We start from the raw sequence: 17,273 nt of genomic DNA, 5'->3' as shown, positions 1-17,273 counted from the left end.
AGAGCAATAGTAGAGAGGCGCTGATATTCTTAAAAATACTGTTTAAGAATTTTTATATAACCAGAATTATTATTCGCTGAGTTCGCTAAAGGGCCGCACTGCGGCCCCAGCTTTCTGCAGGACTAACTGGATTGCTTCTGAGGCTCGCGGATCTTGTACCAGGCCACATACAGCGCCGGCAGGAACAGCAGCGTCAGCAGCGTTGCACTGATGATGCCGCCGATCATGGCGTAGGCCATCGGCCCCCAGAACACCTCACGGGCAATCGGGATCATGCCCAGACTGGCCGCCGCGGCAGTCAGCAAGATTGGCCTGCGGCGGTGATTGGTGGCCTCCAGCACCGCATCCCAAGGTGAATAGCCCTGGGCTTCGAACTCATCGATCTGGGTCACCAGGATGACCGAGTTACGAATGATGATGCCGGCCAGCGCGAGAATCCCGAGAATCGCCACAAAGCCCATGGGCGTGCCCGTCGGCACCAGTGCCACGACCACGCCGATCAACCCCAGCGGCGCCACGCTGACCACCAGGAACAGCTTCTGCACGCTGTGCAGCTGGATCATCAGGAACGTCGCCATGAGGAACAGCATCAGCGGGATGACCTTGGCGATCGGCCCTTGTGCCTTGCCGCTCTCCTCCACCGTACCACCTGTGGCCACCTCGTAACCGACTGGCAACTTGCTGGCGAACTCGTCGATCTTAGGCTTGAGCTGCGCGACCAGGTCGGTAGGCTGGATCTCGCCGTTGACCGACGCCTTGATGGTGATAGTAGGTTTACGGTCGCGGCGCCATACCAGCGGCTGCTCCAGCTCGTAGCGCACGGTGGCGAATGCCAGCAAGGGTATCGAGGTGCCACTGGGCGTGACGATCTGCAGGTTCTGCAGGGTGTCTGGTGACCCCCTCTCGCTGTCCACGGCACGGGCAATCACGTCCACCAGGTAGATGTTGTCGTTGACCTCGGTGACCGGCGCGCCGCTGACGATGCTGTTCATCACATTGGCCACGTCCTCGGACGACAGCCCGAGCTGGCGCGCCTTGTCCTGGGCGATTTCTATGCGCAGCACCTTACCCGGCTCGTTCCAGTCGTAGATCATCTCGCCGATGTGTTCATTGGTATTGAGCATCGTGGCCAGGTCGATCGCATGCTTTCGCACTTGGTCGATGTCCTTGCCGCTGACCCGATACTGGATCGGCCGCCCTACCGGCGGGCCCATTTCCAGCGACTGCACGTTGGTGCCGATGCCGACGAACTCTTCGTGCAACAGCTTCTGTAGACGCGCCATCATGCCCGCACGCTCCTCGAAGCCTTTACTGACGATGACCAACTGGGCGTAGTACGGGTTCTGCAGTTGCTGGTCCAGCGGCAGGTAGAATCGAATGGCGCCCTGGCCGATATAGGTACTCCAACGCACCATGTCGGGGTCGTCCTTGATCTTCGCCTCCAGGCGATCGACCACCTTGCGCGTCTCCTCGATCGAGGCGTTCTGCGGCAGGTTGAGGTCGACGAGGATTTCCGGACGGTCCGAAGACGGGAAAAACTGGTTTTGCACAAAGCGCATGCTGAACAGCGACAGGGCGAACAGCAGGATGGTGCCGATGATGGTCAGCCAGCGGTGCCGCATGCACCACAGCAAACCACCTTCGAACGCCCGCCCCACGCGGCCGGGCTCCGCCTCATGGCCCTTGAGCTTGTCGCTCTTGAGAATATGTACACCGAGCACCGGCGCAAAGAACACCGCAACCACCCAGGACACGATCAGTGCCACGGCAATCACCGCGAACAGGGTGTAGGTGTACTCACCGGCGGAGCTAGCATTGAGGCCGATCGGTACGAAGCCGGCCACGGTCACCAGGGTGCCGGTAAGCATGGGGAACGCGGTCGAGGTATAGGCAAAGGTCGCAGCCTGTTCCTTGCTCTCGCCCATCTCAAGGCGTGTAACCATGACCTCGACGGTGATCATCGCATCATCCACCAGCAGGCCCAGCGCGATGATCAGTGCACCGAGTGAGATCCTCTGCATGGTGATGCCGCTGTACTCCATGAACACGAAGACCATGGCCAGCACCAGCGGGATCGAGCAGGCCACCACCAGCCCTGCACGCACGCCAAGGCTGACGAAACTCACTGCCAGCACGATCACCACGGCCTCGAACAGCGCGCTGGTAAAGCCCCCTACCGCCTCTTTGACCACCACCGCCTGGTCGGACACGGTGTGAACGCCTACGCCAACCGGCAGGTCGTTGACGATGCTGTCCATCTTCTTCTTGAGGGCGGCGCCGAACACCTGGATGTTACCGCCAGCCTTCATGCCAATGGCCAGGCCAATGGCGGTCTGGCCGTTATAACGGAACATCGGTGACGGCGGGTCGACATAGCCGCGCTCGATATCGGCGATATCGGCCAGACGGAAGAAACGGTCATTGATGCGCAGGTTGACGGTCTGCAGGTCTTTCTCTGACGCGAATTGCCCGGTGGTGCGCACCGAGATCCGCTCTGGGCCTGCTTCGATCACCCCGGCCGGAGTTACCGCGTTCTGTTGCTGCAGGGCTTGCATGACCTGACGCTGGTCGATGCCCAGAGCGGCCAGCTTGCGCGTGGAAAACTTCAGGTAGAGCACCTCATCCTGGGTGCCGACCAGCTCGATCTTGCCGATATTGGGGACTTCGCGCACCTCGGCGCGGGCCTGCTCCACGTAATCGCGCAGCTGGCGCAGGGTCAGCCCATCTGCGGTGAACGCGTAGATCGAGCCGAACACATCGCCGAACTCGTCATTGAACCCTGGCCCCTGGATACCCTGTGGGAACTCGCCGCGAATATCCTGGATCTTCTTGCGCACCTGGTACCAGATTTGCGGGATGTCAGCAGCTTTGGTGGTGTCTCGCAGGTAGACGTAGACGGTGGACTCACCCGGGCGGGTGTAGCTCTTGGTGTAGTCGAGGGAGTCCAGCTCCTCGAGTTTTTTCTCGATGCGGTCGGTGACCTGGTACAGGGTTTCGTCCTGGGTCGCCCCAGGCCAGCGGGTCTGGATCACCATGGTTTTGATGGTGAACGAAGGGTCTTCTTCGCGGCCAAGGTTGAAGTAGGAAAAAATCCCCATCAGCAGGCCGACGAACATCAGGTACCAGACGAAAGACTGATGGCGCAACGCCCATTCGGACAGGTTGAAGCTTCCTTTCATTGCGCTTCCTCGTCGAAGGTGACCTTCTGGCCAGGCTTGAGGCTGTTGACACCGGCAGTGACCACCCGCTCCCCAGGCTGCACTCCAGACGCCAGCACGATACTGTCGCCGGTGCGGTCCAGCAGGGCAACGTCACGGGTAGCGACGGTTTTTTGCTCCGGATCGATGACCCATACCTGGGTCTTGCCATCGCGCTCGAGCAGCGCGCTCAGCGGCAATTCGCTGCGCGGGGTGATTGCCGAGGTCAGGGTGACACTGATCGCGGTACCCAGGTGGAAGGCATCGGGGGTACTGGCAAGGGTCAGGCGGGCACGCCGGGTGCGCGTGGCGGCATCGGCCTGGGGCTCCAGTTCACGCAGTATGGCGGTGGTATTGATGCTGTTGTCCAGTTGCGAGGCAACCGTGAACGTCAGGTCCTTGGTCAGCTGTTCGGCGATGGTGATGGGGAGGTCGATCACGGCTTCCTTGATGTCAGGTCGGGCCAGCGTGACCACCGCCTGACCGGCGGTGACCGTCTGCCCGGCCTCTGCCTGCCAGGCCGTGATCACCGCCGCATGGTCGCTGCGCAAGGTACTGTAATCGAGCTGGTCACGCGCTTGGCTGACCGCCGAGCGCGCTTGCTCCAGGCTCGCGCCGGTGGTTTTCAGGTCGGTCTGGGCAATGTCCAACTGGGCCTGGGCGCCGACGCCACGGTCATACAACTGTTGTTGCCGGCGGGCATTGGCCTGGGCGTTGATCCATTGCGCCTGGACCCTGGCCAGGTCACCCTCGGCAGCGCGCAGCTGGTTCTGCTGGTCGGTGGGATCAAGGGTGGCGAGCGTGTCACCCGGCTTCACCTGGGCCCCGACATCCAGCCAGCGCCGGGCAATGCGCCCGGCCACCCGGAAACCCAGCGTGCTTTCATAGCGCGCCTGGATGGTACCGGCGAAGCGGCCAAGCTGCGACTGCGCCTGGGCTTCGACCACGGTTGACAGCACCGGGCGCACGGCTTCGGGTTGTTCTTCCTCACTGCCACAGGCCGTCAACAGCAAGCCTGCCGCACACATCAACAGTACCTTGTTCATGGCGCGGCGCCTCCGTCCTTGGCATCGACCTTCTCGACCTGCATACCGGGATGCAACAACTGGCCACCGCTGACGACTACCGTCTCACCGCCTTTTATGCCTTGGGCGATGACCACCTTGCCGGTGAGATAGCGGGTTACCTGGACTTTGCGCAGCTCAACCTTGTCGCCTTCACCCACCACCCACACCGCAGGCTCATGCAAGGCCTTGGTCAGTGCCGCCCAAGGCAACTCGATGCTCGGCCGCCCTTGCGCGTTGGCCGTGGCAGTAACAGGCGAACCCAGGCGCATGGCCGCTGGCACATTGCGCAGGGCCACCTTGACCTGCACCGTGCCGCTCTGGGCCGATACGGTCGGGGTGATTTCACGGACAAAGCCTTGGGCCTGGACCTTGGGGTCGTCGAGCAGGCTGACCATCACCCCGGCATCGCTCGGCGGCGCCACCAGCAGGGACTCGTAGACATTGAACACCGCATCGCGGTCGCCATCGCGCGCAAGGCTGAAGATCGGCATGGTCGCCTGGACCACTTGACCGACCTCGGCCTGGCGCTCGGTGATCACCCCATCAGCCTCCGACACCAATGCGGTGTAGCCCAGTTGCTCTTGGGCATTGGCCAGTTGCGCCTGGGCTGCCTTGAGCGCGCTCTGGTTGCTGCGCAGCGATGCTTCGGCCGAGTCGTATTCGCTCTGGCTGGTGTACCCCTTGGGCAAGAGTTTTTGCTGGCGGACGAAGGCCGCGCTGGTCTGGGTGACGCGCGCCTGAGCGGCGAACACCTCGGCCTTGGCCGAATCGACATTGTTCTGCAGGTCTTTGGGGTCCAGCCGGGCCAGCACCTGATTGGCCTTCACGTGGTCGCCCACGTCAACGCTGCGCGAGATGATCTTGCCACCCACCCGAAACGATAGATCAGTCTGCACGCGCGCCTGAACATCACCGGTCAAGGTGACCCTGGCGGCGAAGTCAGTGGGTTGGACTTGCAATACACCGACCCGTGGCAAAACCTCGGGAGCCTCTTCCTTGCTGCAACCTGTGAGCAGGCCAAGCAGCCCCAAGCCTACGACCAACAGTGAACGCGTCACCCTCATGCAGGCTCCTAGCTTGCGCGCAAATGATTCGTGGGATGCGACTGTTAGCGTAGATCAGGGTTCAGAAAAAACACTGATCAAGGTCAGTTGGGCGGTCATGGCGACAATGCGGGCCCTGAAACAAGCAAGCCCGCTTCCACTGGATCGATGCAGCCCTCGCGGCGTGCAACCTACCTGTGGAAGCGGGCTTGCCCGCGACTACCGCGCTCAGGCCGACGCTGCGGCTGCCGTCGTGCGTTTGACCTGCGGCTGCGACACGCTGGCCGCAGCACCCTCCTCGATCGCCTGCTGGATCGCCTTGCGGCGATGCTCTTCGGCGCGGCGGCTGAAGTACCAGACCATGAAGGTCACCAACGACACCGACAGCAGGATCAGGCTGGCCACGGCGTTGATCTCCGGCTTCACGCCCAGGCGCACAGCGGAGAACACTTCCATCGGCAAGGTGGTCGAACCAGGCCCGGACACGAAGCTGGCCAGTACCAGGTCATCCAGCGACAGGGCGAACGACATCATGCCGCCCGCCGCCAGCGACGGCGCAATCATCGGGATGGTGATCAGGAAGAACACCTTCCACGGCTTGGCACCCAGGTCCATGGCCGCTTCTTCGATCGACAGGTCCAGCTCGCGCAGGCGCGCCGACACCACTACCGCCACATAAGCCGCGCAGAACGTGGTGTGGGCGATCCAGATGGTGACCACGCCCCGTTCCTGCGGCCAGCCGATCGTCTGCGCCATGGCCACGAACAGCAGCAACAGCGACAGACCGGTGATCACTTCAGGCATCACCAGCGGTGCAGTGACCAGGCCACCGAACAGCGTGCGGCCCTTGAAGCGGGTGACCCGGGTCAGCACGAAGGCTGCCAGGGTACCCAAAGCCACCGCCGCCACCGCCGTGTAGCAGGCGATCTCCAGCGAGCGCATCACCGACCCCATGAGCTGGGTGTTGTCGAGCAGGCCGACGTACCACTTGATCGACCAGCCGCCCCACACCGTTACCAGCTTGGAGGCGTTGAACGAATAGATCACCAGGATCAGCATCGGCAGGTAGATGAACAGCAAGCCGAGCACCAGCATCAGCTTGGAGAAACTGAAGCGCTTCATGCCCTGCCCTCCATTTCTTTGGCCTGGCTACGGTTGAACAGCAGGATCGGTACGATCAGGATCGCCAGCATCACCACCGCCAGGGCAGAGGCCACCGGCCAGTCACGGTTGTTGAAGAACTCTTGCCACAGCACCTTACCGATCATCAGGGTTTCCGGGCCGCCCAGCAGTTCCGGAATGACGAACTCGCCCACCACCGGGATGAACACCAGCATGCAGCCGGCGATAATGCCGTTTTTCGACAGCGGCACGGTGATCTTCCAGAAGCTGTTGAAGGTGCTCGAACCCAGGTCCGATGCGGCTTCGAGCAGGCTCTGGTCGTGCTTTACCAGGTTGGCGAACAGCGGCAGGATCATGAACGGCAGGTACGAATAGACCACGCCGATGTACACCGCCAGGTTGGTGTTGAGGATCTGCAACGGCTGGTCGATCAGCCCGGTCCACATCAGGAACCCGTTGAGCAGGCCGTTGTTGCTGAGGATGCCCATCCAGGCATAGACGCGGATCAGGATCGCGGTCCAGGTCGGCATCATGATCAGCAGCAACAGCACGGTCTGGGTTTCCTTGCGTGCGTTGGCAATCGAATAGGCCATCGGGTAGCCGATCAGCAAACACAGCACGGTGCTGATGAAGGCCATCTTCAGCGAGCCCAGATAGGCCGAGATGTACAGCTCATCCTCGGTCAACAGGCCATAGTTGGCCAGGTTGATTACCAGCTGCACCTTGTCTTCGACGTAGCTGTAGATCTCGGTATACGGCGGGATCGCCACGTCGGCTTCGGCAAAGCTGATCTTCAGCACGATGAAGAACGGCAGCATGAAGAACAGGAACAGCCAGATGAACGGCACGCCGATCACCAGGTGCCGCCCCTCGGGGATAAGGCGCTGGAAGGCTCGCTTGAGCTTGCGCAGTTTCATGACCGCAGTACCACGCCGCTGTCGTCTTCCCACCAGACGTACACTTCATCGCCCCAGGTCGGGCGGGTGCCCTGGCGCTCGGCGTTGGCGACGAAAGACTGGACCACCTTGCCGCTGGGCAGCTCGACGTAGAACACCGAGTGGCCGCCCAGGTAGGCGATGTCATGGACCTTGCCGCGCGACCAGTTGTGCTCGAAATCCGGCTGCTCGGTAGTCACCAGCATTTTTTCCGGGCGCAGGGCGTAGGTGATGTGCTTGTCTTCAACCGAAGTGGACACACCGTGGCCAACGTAGATCTTGCGCTCGAGTTCCGGCGAGGCGATCAGCGCATGGCCTTCGGCATCGTCGATCACTTCGGCCTCGAACAGGTTGACGTTACCGATGAACTCGCACACCAGGCGGCTGGTGGGCGTCTCATAGATATCCACAGGCGAACCGATCTGGGCAATCCAGCCCAGGTGCATGATGGCAATGCGCTGGGCCATGGTCATGGCCTCTTCCTGATCGTGGGTCACCATCACGCAGGTCACGCCCACGCGCTCGATGATCTCGACCAGTTCCAGCTGCATCTGCGAGCGCAGCTTCTTGTCCAGCGCGCCCATTGGCTCGTCGAGCAGCAACAGCTTGGGGCGCTTGGCCAGCGAACGGGCCAAGGCCACACGCTGACGCTGACCACCGGAGAGCTGGTGCGGCTTGCGCTTGGCGTACTGGGTCATGTGCACCAGCTTGAGCATCTCGGCCACGCGGGCGTCGATCTCGGCCTTGGGCATCCGGTCCTGCTGCAAGCCGAAGGCGATGTTCTGCGCCACGGTCATGTGCGGGAACAGCGCGTAGGACTGGAACATCATGTTGATCGGCCGCTCGTAGGGCGGCATGTCGGTGATGTCTACGCCATCGAGGAAAATACGCCCTTCAGTCGGGCGCTCGAAACCGGCCAGCATACGCAGCAAGGTCGACTTGCCCGAACCGGAGCCACCGAGCAGGGCGAAAATTTCGCCCTTGCGGATCTCCAGCGACACATCGTCCACCGCTACCGTTTCGTCGAATTTTTTTGTGACCCGGTCGATCTTGACCAACACCTGCTTGGGTTGCTGGCCACCCTCGAGGGCTTTCTTATAGGCACCGGAGGCAACTGCCATGAGTGAAACTCCCAACAAGATTTGTGTGCCCGCCCCTGCTTTGGCGGCGGGCCTGGATTGTTACTTGCCCGACTTGACCTTGGTCCAGCTGCGGGTCATCAAACGTTGCACCTTCGGTGGCAACTCACTGTTGACGAACATCTTGTCCAGCACTTCCTGCGGTGGGTAAACCGCGGCGTCAGTCCTCACGGCCTGGTCCATCAGGTCGCCAGCCTTGGGGTTCGGGTTGGCGTAACCGACGTAATCACTGACCTGGGCGATAACCTCAGGTTTCAGCAAATAGTTGATGAAGGCGTGAGCCTCTTTGACGTTCCTGGCGTCCTTGGGGACCGCCAGCACGTCGAACCAGAGGTTGCCGCCTTCCTTGGGAATCGCGTAGGCCAGGTTCACGCCCTTCTTCGCTTCTTCAGCGCGGGCCTTGGCCTGGAACACATCGCCGGAAAAACCTGCCGCGACGCAGATGTCGCCGTTGGCCAGGTCCGTGATGTACTTGGACGAGTGGAAGTAGGTTACGTACGGGCGTACCGCCAGCAGCTTCTGCTCGGCCTTCTCGTAGTCCTTGGGGTTGGTGCTGTTGGGGTCCAGCCCCATGTAGTTGAGCACCGCCGGCAGCATTTCATCCGCCGAATCCAGGAACGCCACGCCGCATTGGGAGAGCTTCTTCATGTTCTCGGGCTCGAACAGCACGGCCCAGGAATCGATGGTGTCCACGCCCAGTGCCGCCTTGACCTTGTCGACGTTGTAGCCGATGCCATTGGTGCCCCACAGGTAAGGCACGGCGTACTGGTTGCCTGGGTCGTTCTTTTCCAGGCGCTTCATCAACGCCGGGTCCAGGTTGGAATAATTGGGCAGCAGGTTCTTGTCGAGCTTCTGGAACGCGCCCGCCTTGATCTGCTTGCCGAGGAAATGGTTGGACGGCACTACCACGTCATAACCGGTGTTGCCGGCCAGCAGCTTGCCTTCCAGGGTTTCGTTGGAGTCGAACACGTCCTGCACAGGTTTAATACCCGTGGCTTTCTCGAAGTCTTCGAGCGTGGTCGGGCCAATGTAGTCGGACCAGTTGTAGAAGTGCACCGTAGGCGCCGCTTGGACGCTGCATGCCAGCGTCAGGCCCGCTCCAGCCATGAAGGCTTTGCGTAATACAGAAATAGACAAGTGGGTGGTCCTCACAATCAGTGCCTTGGTAACGGCGCAGCGCTGCCGCGCACGCAAAACCGGCGCGCAACTTACCCTCGCAGCCACGATGCCGCAATCATCAATTGCCATTCACCGGCTCTGGGCCGGAAAACCCCGGCCCAGAGGTCTTGCATCGGGCTTACTTACCCGACTTGATCCTGGTCCAGCTGCGGGTGATCAGACGCTGGGCAGCAGCTTCTGGCGCGGCGATCGCGTACAGGTGCTTTTTCACGTCGGCAGGTGGATAGATGCTCGGGTCGCTGGTGATGTCCTTGTCCACCAACGGGGTCGCAGCAGCGTTACCGTTCGGGAAACGTACGGCGTTGGTGATCTCGGCCATGATTTCCGGCTGCATCAGGAAGTCCATGAACTTGTAGGCGGCGTCCTTGTGCTCGGCATCCTTGGGGATGGCGACCATGTCGTAGAAGGTGCCAGCGCCTTCTTTCGGGATGATGTAGTCGACCTTGACCTTGTCGCCGGCTTCGTGTGCGCGGGCTTTGGATTGCTCCAGGTCACCCGAGTACCCGACGGCCACGCAGATGTTGCCGTTGGCCATGTCGCCGATGTATTTGGACGAGTGGAAGTAGGTGATCGAAGGACGAATCTTCAGGAACAGGTCCTCGGCCTTCTTCAGGTCTTCTTTCTTGGTGCTGTCGCTAGGCAGGCCCAGATAGTGCAGCGCGGCTGGCAGCATTTCGGTCGGGGCGTCGAGGAAGCTCACGCCACAGCTCTTGAGCTTCTCGATGTTCTCAGGCTTGAACACGACGTCCCACGAATCGATCTTGTCGACGCCCAGCGCGGCCTTGACCTTCTCCGGGTTGTAGCCGATGCCGATCGAGCCCCACATGTAAGGGAAGGCGTGCTTGTTGCCTTTGTCGCTGGCGTCACCGACGGCCTTGAGCAGGTCTTCGTCGAGGTTCTTCCAGTTCGGCAGCTTGGAGCGGTCGAGCTCTTCGTAGACCCCCGCCTTGATCTGCTTGGCCAGGAAGTTGTTGGACGGCACGACCACGTCATAGCCGGACTTGCCCGCCAGCAGCTTGGCTTCCAGGGTTTCGTTGCTGTCGAAGACGTCGTACTTGACCTTGATGCCTGTCTGTTTTTCGAACTTCGCGATGGTGTCCGGAGCGATGTAGTCCGACCAGTTGTAGACGTTCAGCACCTTGTCTTCAGCCTGTACAGCGGTGGCCATGGCACCCATCAGGGCGGCGGCCAGCAACGTCTTGCCCATTTTCTTCATGCGTCATGCTCCAGAATTTTTTATTTAGCCATCTGTTCAGCAGCCAGAACCTACCGTGCAGAGCGCCGGGCGACTGAAACAGCCGCTAGTCTGGCAAGTTACAAGGCGCTGTTTCAAGGAAACCATCCCCTTGTAACGACTTAATGTCACATCGCTAGCCTAGCAGGCGCTCAACGGATCGCTTCGAGGGTCAGGTCCAGGCACTTGCGCGCCTTTTCCACCAGCTCGTCCACCTCTGCATGGCTGATCACCAAGGGTGGAGCGATGATCATGGTGTCACCCACCGCGCGCATGATCAGGCCGTTGTCGAAGCAGAAATTGCGGCAGACCATGCCCACACCCTTGCCTTCGTAACGGCTGCGGGAGGCCTTGTCCTTGACCAGCTCGATCGCGCCGAGCAGGCCCAGGCCGCGTACCTCGCCCACCAGCGGGTGGTCCTGCAGCTCACGCAGACGTTTTTGCAAGTAGGGTGCCACTTCCGTACGAGCCTTCTCGATGATCTTCTCGTCGCGCAGGATGCGCAGGTTTTCCAGGCCTACCGCAGCCGCCACCGGGTGGCCGGAATAGGTGAAGCCGTGGTTGAAGTCTCCGCCTTCGCTGAGCACCTTGGCCACCTTGTCACGCACGATCACACCGCCCATGGGGATGTAACCGGAAGTAAGGCCTTTGGCGATGGTCATCAGGTCGGGCTTGAGGTCGTAGTAGTCTGAGCCGAACCACTCGCCGGTACGGCCAAAACCGCAGATCACTTCGTCAGCGACGAACAGGATGTCGTACTTGGCGAGGATCTCCTTGACCTTCGGCCAGTAGGTTTCTGGCGGGATGATCACGCCGCCGGCGCCCTGGATCGGCTCGGCGATGAAAGCTGCGACGTTGTCCTCGCCCACTTCCAGAATCTTTTTCTCCAGCTGCTCGGCCGCCCACACCCCGAAGTCGTCCGGGCTCATGTCGCCGCCTTCACCGAACCAGTACGGTTGCGGGATATGCACGATGCCCGGGATCGGCAGCCCGCCCTGTTCGTGCATGCCGCTCATGCCGCCCAGGCTTGCACCGGCGACGGTCGAGCCGTGGTAGCCGTTGATACGGCCGATGATGGTCTGCTTCTGCGGCTTACCCTTGAGCGCCCAGTAGTGGCGGACCATGCGCAGCACGGTGTCATTGCCTTCAGAGCCGGAGCCTGTGAAGAACACATGGGTCATGCCTTCGGGCGCTACGTCGGTGATGGCCTTGGCCAGCTCCAGCGCAGGCGGGTGGGCCGTCTGGAAGAACAGGTTGTAGTACGGCAGTTCGCGCATCTGCTTTTCGGCAGCCTGCACCAGCTCTTCACGGCCATAACCCACTGCGACGCACCACAGGCCGGCCATACCGTCGAGGATCTTGTGCCCCTCGCTGTCCCACAAATGCACACCCTGCGCCTTGGTGATAATGCGCGGCCCCTTTTCCTTCAGCTGCTTGTAGTCACTGAAAGGTGCAAGGTGGTGCTCGCCGCTCAGGGTTTGCCAGTCACGGGTTTGCGGGTTTTTGACGCTCATGTGCTTCTCCAGGGTCCACAGGCCGCCGGCGGGCGGCCTCAGGGGTTGATCACACAGCAAACAGCAGGAACTCACGCTCCCAAGAGCTGATGACGCGCTTGAAGTTCTCATGCTCGGCGCGCTTGGTGGCAACGTAGCCGGTGATGAATTTCTTGCCCAGGTACTGGGTCAGCGCGCGGCTGACTTCCATGCGTTCCAAGGCGTCCTCGATGGTCAGCGGCAGGCGCAGGTTGCGCCGCTCGTAGCCGCGCCCCTGCACCGGCGCGCTGGCGGCAATACCTTCGACCATACCGATGTAGCCGCACAGCAAGCTCGCAGCGATGGCCAGGTAAGGGTTGGCATCGGCGCCTGGCAGGCGGTTCTCGACGCGACGGTTCTGTGGGCCGGCATCCGGTACGCGCAGGCCGACGGTGCGGTTTTCCTCGCCCCACTCGACGTTTACCGGGGCCGAAGTGTCTGGCAGGAAGCGGCGGAACGAGTTGACGTTCGGGGCAAACAGCGGCAGCGCCTCGGGGATGAACTTCTGCAGGCCACCGATGTGGTGCAGGAACAGCTCGCTCATGCTGCCGTCTTCATTGCTGAAGATGTTCTTGCCGGTGACCGAATCGACCACGCTCTGGTGCAGGTGCATGGCGCTGCCCGGCTCGCCGGTCATGGGCTTGGCCATGAAGGTGGCGGCCACATTGTGCTTGAGCGCCGCTTCGCGCATGGTGCGCTTGAACACCAGGATCTGGTCGGCCAGGTGCAGGGCGTTGCCGTGACGGAAGTTGATCTCCATCTGCGCCGTGCCGTCTTCGTGAATCAGGGTGTCGAGGTCCAGTTGCTGCAGCTCGCACCAGTCGTAGACGTCCTCGAACAGCGGGTCGAATTCGTTGGCCGCTTCGATGGAGAACGACTGGCGGCCGGTTTCCGGGCGGCCTGAACGACCTACCGGCGGCTGCAGCGGGAAGTCCGGGTCCTCGCTGCGCTTGGTCAGGTAGAACTCCATCTCTGGCGCGACGATCGGTTGCCAGCCCTTGTCGGCGTAAAGCTGCAGGACTTTCTTCAGTACGTTGCGCGGCGACAGCTCGACCGGGTTGCCCTTCTTGTCGTAGGTGTCGTGAATGACCTGGGCGGTAGGCTCGATGGCCCACGGCACGAGGAACACAGCGTTCTCATCGGGCCGGCAGATCATGTCGATGTCGGCCGGGTCGAGCAGTTCGTAATAGATGTCGTCATCGACGTAATCGCCGGTCACGGTCTGCAGCAACACGCTCTCGGGCAGGCGCATGCCTTTCTCGGCGATGAACTTGTTGGTCGGCGAGATCTTGCCGCGGGTGATGCCAGTCAGGTCACTGATCAGGCATTCGACTTCGGTGATCTTGTGCTCTTTCAACCAATCGGTGAGCTGGTCGAGGTTGTTACTCATAGATACCTCAGGAGGTAATGTGGTCCGCGCATTGATTCTGGATGGAGTGGGTTGCTAAAGCAAAAACCCCCACGCAGGAGCACAGTGGATACACTGGAAACAAGCGTGTCCGTAATGAGTTCGAAGGGCAGGAATACAAGAAAGGAAGCGAAACGGCGCTACGAGGGGTAGTCCAGAAGCGCAAAGCGTCAATTATTGCGGCCAGTGCGACCACCGCGCAATTGATGCGTGCCGGAACGGCAGGGATACCCGAGCGCACTGCACAGGCAGCGCTTTCAGGTCGCGACAAGCGGACCATGTGACCCTCGTATTATTGTGTTTTGGGTTGAGACCGAGCTTAGCCTTGTTCATTTTTTTACACAACACCTCCGTAAAAAATAAAACACGGCTTGTCGGAGATAGCCCTTTGTCAGGGAAATAGCGGATAATGGCACGCCCCGATATGCAGCAAATCTGCCGTCGATGTGCCATTTCAGGGCATCATGGGGTTGGCTTGACATCAGTAAGGCTTTTCGATTGACTGGTCCTGCAAGCCCCCCTTGATTGATATTTTTAACAACAAAGGTGTTGCATCATGTCGGTACCCCCGCGTGCCGTTCAGCTTAACGAAGCGAACGCGTTCCTTAAGGAACATCCTGAGGTTCTCTACGTTGACCTTCTGATTGCAGATATGAATGGTGTGGTGCGCGGTAAGCGCATAGAGCGCACCAGCCTCCACAAGGTTTACGAGAAAGGCATCAACCTGCCGGCCTCCCTCTTCGCCCTCGATATCAACGGGTCCACCGTCGAAAGCACCGGGCTTGGCCTGGACATCGGCGATGCTGACCGCATCTGCTATCCGATCCCGGACACGCTCTGCAACGAGCCGTGGCAGAAACGCCCGACCGCCCAGTTGCTGATGACCATGCACGAGCTTGAAGGCGAGCCGTTCTTCGCCGACCCTCGTGAAGTGTTGCGTCAGGTGGTGAGCAAGTTCGACGACCTGGGCCTGACCATCTGCGCCGCGTTCGAACTGGAGTTCTACCTGATCGACCAGGAGAACGTGAACGGCCGCCCGCAGCCACCACGCTCGCCGATCTCGGGCAAGCGCCCGCAGTCGACCCAGGTGTACCTGATCGACGACCTCGACGAATACGCCGATTGCCTGCAGGACATCCTCGAAGGCGCCAAGGAACAAGGCATTCCGGCCGACGCCATCGTCAAGGAAAGCGCCCCGGCACAGTTCGAAGTCAACCTGCACCACGTCCCCGACCCGCTCAAGGCCTGTGATTATGCAGTGCTGCTCAAGCGCCTGATCAAGAACATCGCCTACGACCATGAAATGGACACCACGTTCATGGCCAAGCCCTACCCGGGCCAGGCAGGCAACGGCCTGCATGTACACATTTCCGTGCTGGACAAGGATGGCAACAACATCTTCACCAGCGAGGATCCCGAGCAGAACGCCGCGCTACGTCACGCTGTCGGCGGTGTGCTCGAGACCCTGCCTGCGTCGATGGCGTTCCTTTGCCCGAACGTCAACTCGTACCGTCGCTTTGGCGCTCAGTTCTACGTGCCGAACGCGCCGAGCTGGGGCCTGGACAACCGTACCGTAGCCCTGCGCGTGCCAACCGGTTCGCCCGACGCAGTACGCCTGGAACACCGCGTGGCCGGCGCCGACGCCAACCCGTACCTGATGATGGCCGCCGTACTGGCTGGTGTGCACCATGGCCTGACCAACAAGGTCGAGCCGGGTGAGCCGATCGAAGGCAACTCGTACGAGCAGCTGGAGCAGAGCCTGCCGAACAACCTGCGCGATGCCCTGCGCGAGCTGGACGACAGCGAGATCCTGAACAAGTACATCGATCCGAAGTACATCGACATCTTCGTCGCATGCAAGGAGAGCGAGCTGGAGGAGTTCGAGCATTCGATCTCCGACCTCGAGTACAACTGGTATCTGCATACCGTGTAAATGAAAACGCCGCCCTCTGGGGCGGCGTTTTTCATGGGTTGGCAGGGCACTCGATTCCCTGGCTTACAGAGACTTTTCGAAAATTTTCGAATTGCGCTGGTAGTTGTACAGCGATGCTCGCGCCGACGGTAGCCGCTCTACCCCACTGGGGGCAAAGCCTCGCTCGCGGAACCAGTGCGCGGTCCGGGTGGTAAGCACGAACAGGGTATTCAACCCCAACGCCCGCGCCCGGCTCTCGATCCGCTCCAGCAGCTCATCACCGCGCCCGCCATGGCGGTACTCCGGGTTCACTGCCAGGCACGCCAGCTCACCAGCCTGGGAATCGGCAATCGGATACAGCGCCGCGCACGCGATGATCATGCCCTCGCGCTCGACCACGCTGAACTGCTCGATCTCACGCTCCAGCACTTCACGTGAGCGTCGCACCAGAATGCCCTGCTCTTCCAGCGGGCTGATCAGCTCCAGCAAACCACCCACATCCTCGATGGTCGCCTCGCGCACCACTTCGAACTGCTCCTGCGACACCAGCGTGCCGCCACCGCCGCGGGTGAACAGCTCGGTGAGCAGTGCGCCGTCCTCGGCATAGCTGACGATGTGGCTACGCGCCACGCCGCCCTTGCAGGCCTCGGCGGCGGCATCGAGCAACTCGCCTTGGTAATCACTGCCCAGCCGCGCCAGGTGTGGTGCAACCTGCTGCGGGCGCAACTCACGCACCAGCTTGCCACTCTCATCCAGCAGCCCGGGTTCGGCGCCGAACAGCAACAGCTTGTCGGCACCCAATTCGATGGCGGCGCGGGTGGCCACGTCTTCGCAGGCCAGGTTGAAGATCTCACCGGTCGGCGAATAGCCCAGCGGCGAAAGCAGCACAATCGAGCGCTCGTCGAGCAGGCGGCTGATGCCTTTGCGGTCGATGCGCCGTACTTCACCGGTGTGGTGGTAGTCCACCCCTTCGAGCACGCCGATAGGGCGGGCAGTCACCAGGTTGCCGCAGGCCACGCGCAGGCGTGAGCCCTGCATCGGCGAGGCGGCGATGTCCATCGACAGGCGCGCTTCGATGGCCAGGCGCAAGGCACCCACGGCGTCGATCACGCAGTCCAGGGTTGCGGCATCGGTGATGCGCAAGCCGTGGTGATAGTGCGGGGTCAGGCCACGGGCGGCCAGCCGGCTCTCGATCTGCGGGCGCGAACCATGCACCAGCACCAGGCGCACGCCCAGGCTGTGCAGCAACACCAGGTCATGGACGATATTGCCGAAATTCGGGTGTTCCACCCCATCGCCGGGGAGCATGACCACAAAGGTGCAGTCGCGATGAGCATTGATGTACGGGGAGGCATGACGCAGCCAGTTGACGTAATCGGGCATGACAGGGCCTGTGGATAAAGTGGACGGAGAACGTTGGATCACACGGCGTTCAGGATCATCGTCGGAACAGGCTTGCGGTCACGCGCGGTCTCCTCTAGGCAAAGACGAATCAGCAGGGTGGA

At 61.3% G+C, this 17,273-nt stretch carries 13 protein-coding genes; 2 read left to right on the top strand and 11 right to left on the bottom strand.

The genetic code is table 11. The annotated features are described in order from the left end of the window. Positions 1-122 precede the first annotated feature (122 nt). The 10 genes from ACMGF5_RS10250 to ACMGF5_RS10205 all read right to left on the bottom strand — a co-directional run bounded on the left by ACMGF5_RS10250 (position 123) and on the right by ACMGF5_RS10205 (position 13,838). Positions 123-3,179 carry an efflux RND transporter permease subunit gene (locus ACMGF5_RS10250; RefSeq protein WP_404601491.1) on the bottom strand — a complete coding sequence of 1,019 codons (3,057 nt, stop codon included), beginning with the start codon at positions 3,177-3,179 and terminating at the stop codon, positions 123-125. Next, complete coding sequence (locus ACMGF5_RS10245; RefSeq protein WP_414157763.1) at positions 3,176-4,243, bottom strand: efflux RND transporter periplasmic adaptor subunit; 1,068 nt, start codon at positions 4,241-4,243, stop codon at positions 3,176-3,178. The genes ACMGF5_RS10250 and ACMGF5_RS10245 overlap by 4 nt, the downstream gene beginning before the upstream one ends. Beyond that, positions 4,240-5,328 (bottom strand): efflux RND transporter periplasmic adaptor subunit, encoded by a 1,089-nt coding sequence (locus ACMGF5_RS10240; RefSeq protein ID WP_115273328.1) that lies wholly within the window; start codon positions 5,326-5,328, stop codon positions 4,240-4,242. Before ACMGF5_RS10240 ends, ACMGF5_RS10245 begins: the two co-directional genes overlap by 4 nt. Positions 5,329-5,535: 207 nt before the next feature. Next, on the bottom strand, positions 5,536-6,429 hold the full coding sequence (locus ACMGF5_RS10235) for an ABC transporter permease subunit (RefSeq protein WP_046786979.1): 894 nt from the start codon (positions 6,427-6,429) through the stop codon (positions 5,536-5,538). Continuing rightward, a complete protein-coding gene (locus tag ACMGF5_RS10230) occupies positions 6,426-7,307 on the bottom strand; it encodes an ABC transporter permease subunit (RefSeq protein WP_172655290.1) in 882 nt (293 codons plus the stop codon). Before ACMGF5_RS10230 ends, ACMGF5_RS10235 begins: the two co-directional genes overlap by 4 nt. A 35-nt stretch (positions 7,308-7,342) precedes the next feature. Further along, entirely contained in the window at positions 7,343-8,485 is a 1,143-nt protein-coding gene (gene potA / locus ACMGF5_RS10225) for a polyamine ABC transporter ATP-binding protein (RefSeq protein ID WP_012312231.1), read from the bottom strand. 60 nt (positions 8,486-8,545) lie between these two features. Beyond that, positions 8,546-9,640, bottom strand: coding sequence for a polyamine ABC transporter substrate-binding protein (locus ACMGF5_RS10220; protein ID WP_119689111.1), 1,095 nt, complete (start codon positions 9,638-9,640; stop codon positions 8,546-8,548). A gap of 160 nt (positions 9,641-9,800) precedes the next feature. Continuing rightward, entirely contained in the window at positions 9,801-10,898 is a 1,098-nt protein-coding gene (locus ACMGF5_RS10215; protein WP_046786978.1) for a polyamine ABC transporter substrate-binding protein, read from the bottom strand. 170 nt (positions 10,899-11,068) lie between these two features. Beyond that, a complete protein-coding gene (locus tag ACMGF5_RS10210; RefSeq protein ID WP_414157762.1) occupies positions 11,069-12,430 on the bottom strand; it encodes an aspartate aminotransferase family protein in 1,362 nt (453 codons plus the stop codon). A 49-nt stretch (positions 12,431-12,479) separates the two neighbouring features. Further along, the gene (locus ACMGF5_RS10205) at positions 12,480-13,838 is read right to left on the bottom strand and encodes a glutamine synthetase family protein (RefSeq protein ID WP_012312227.1); all 1,359 of its coding nucleotides are present in this window, start codon (positions 13,836-13,838) and stop codon (positions 12,480-12,482) included. A gap of 41 nt (positions 13,839-13,879) precedes the next feature. On the opposite strand from ACMGF5_RS10205, the gene ACMGF5_RS10200 reads away from it, so the two are divergent. Next, positions 13,880-14,140, top strand: coding sequence for a hypothetical protein (locus ACMGF5_RS10200; RefSeq protein WP_046786976.1), 261 nt, complete (start codon positions 13,880-13,882; stop codon positions 14,138-14,140). A gap of 272 nt (positions 14,141-14,412) precedes the next feature. Further along, positions 14,413-15,789, top strand: coding sequence for a glutamine synthetase family protein (locus tag ACMGF5_RS10195; protein ID WP_012312226.1), 1,377 nt, complete (start codon positions 14,413-14,415; stop codon positions 15,787-15,789). 63 nt (positions 15,790-15,852) lie between these two features. On the opposite strand, the gene argA is transcribed toward ACMGF5_RS10195, so the two are convergent. Next, positions 15,853-17,151 carry an amino-acid N-acetyltransferase gene (gene argA / locus ACMGF5_RS10190; protein ID WP_012312225.1) on the bottom strand — a complete coding sequence of 433 codons (1,299 nt, stop codon included), beginning with the start codon at positions 17,149-17,151 and terminating at the stop codon, positions 15,853-15,855. Positions 17,152-17,273: the final 122 nt, after the last annotated feature.

This window comes from Pseudomonas sp. BNK-15, assembly GCF_047456105.1.
Taxonomy (GTDB): domain Bacteria; phylum Pseudomonadota; class Gammaproteobacteria; order Pseudomonadales; family Pseudomonadaceae; genus Aquipseudomonas; species Aquipseudomonas putida_E.
This window is presented reverse-complemented; position numbering and strand designations above follow the sequence as displayed.

Coding starts and splice junctions, on each gene's coding strand:
- ACMGF5_RS10250 (WP_404601491.1), bottom strand. CDS start 3,179: ATGAAAGGAAGCTTCAACCTGTCCGAATGGGCGTTGCGCCATCAGTCT.
- ACMGF5_RS10245 (WP_414157763.1), bottom strand. CDS start 4,243: ATGAACAAGGTACTGTTGATGTGTGCGGCAGGCTTGCTGTTGACGGCC.
- ACMGF5_RS10240 (WP_115273328.1), bottom strand. CDS start 5,328: ATGAGGGTGACGCGTTCACTGTTGGTCGTAGGCTTGGGGCTGCTTGGC.
- ACMGF5_RS10235 (WP_046786979.1), bottom strand. CDS start 6,429: ATGAAGCGCTTCAGTTTCTCCAAGCTGATGCTGGTGCTCGGCTTGCTG.
- potA (WP_012312231.1), bottom strand. CDS start 8,485: ATGGCAGTTGCCTCCGGTGCCTATAAGAAAGCCCTCGAGGGTGGCCAG.
- ACMGF5_RS10215 (WP_046786978.1), bottom strand. CDS start 10,898: ATGAAGAAAATGGGCAAGACGTTGCTGGCCGCCGCCCTGATGGGTGCC.
- ACMGF5_RS10210 (WP_414157762.1), bottom strand. CDS start 12,430: ATGAGCGTCAAAAACCCGCAAACCCGTGACTGGCAAACCCTGAGCGGC.
- ACMGF5_RS10205 (WP_012312227.1), bottom strand. CDS start 13,838: ATGAGTAACAACCTCGACCAGCTCACCGATTGGTTGAAAGAGCACAAG.
- ACMGF5_RS10200 (WP_046786976.1), top strand. CDS start 13,880: ATGGAGTGGGTTGCTAAAGCAAAAACCCCCACGCAGGAGCACAGTGGA.
- ACMGF5_RS10195 (WP_012312226.1), top strand. CDS start 14,413: ATGTCGGTACCCCCGCGTGCCGTTCAGCTTAACGAAGCGAACGCGTTC.
- argA (WP_012312225.1), bottom strand. CDS start 17,151: ATGCCCGATTACGTCAACTGGCTGCGTCATGCCTCCCCGTACATCAAT.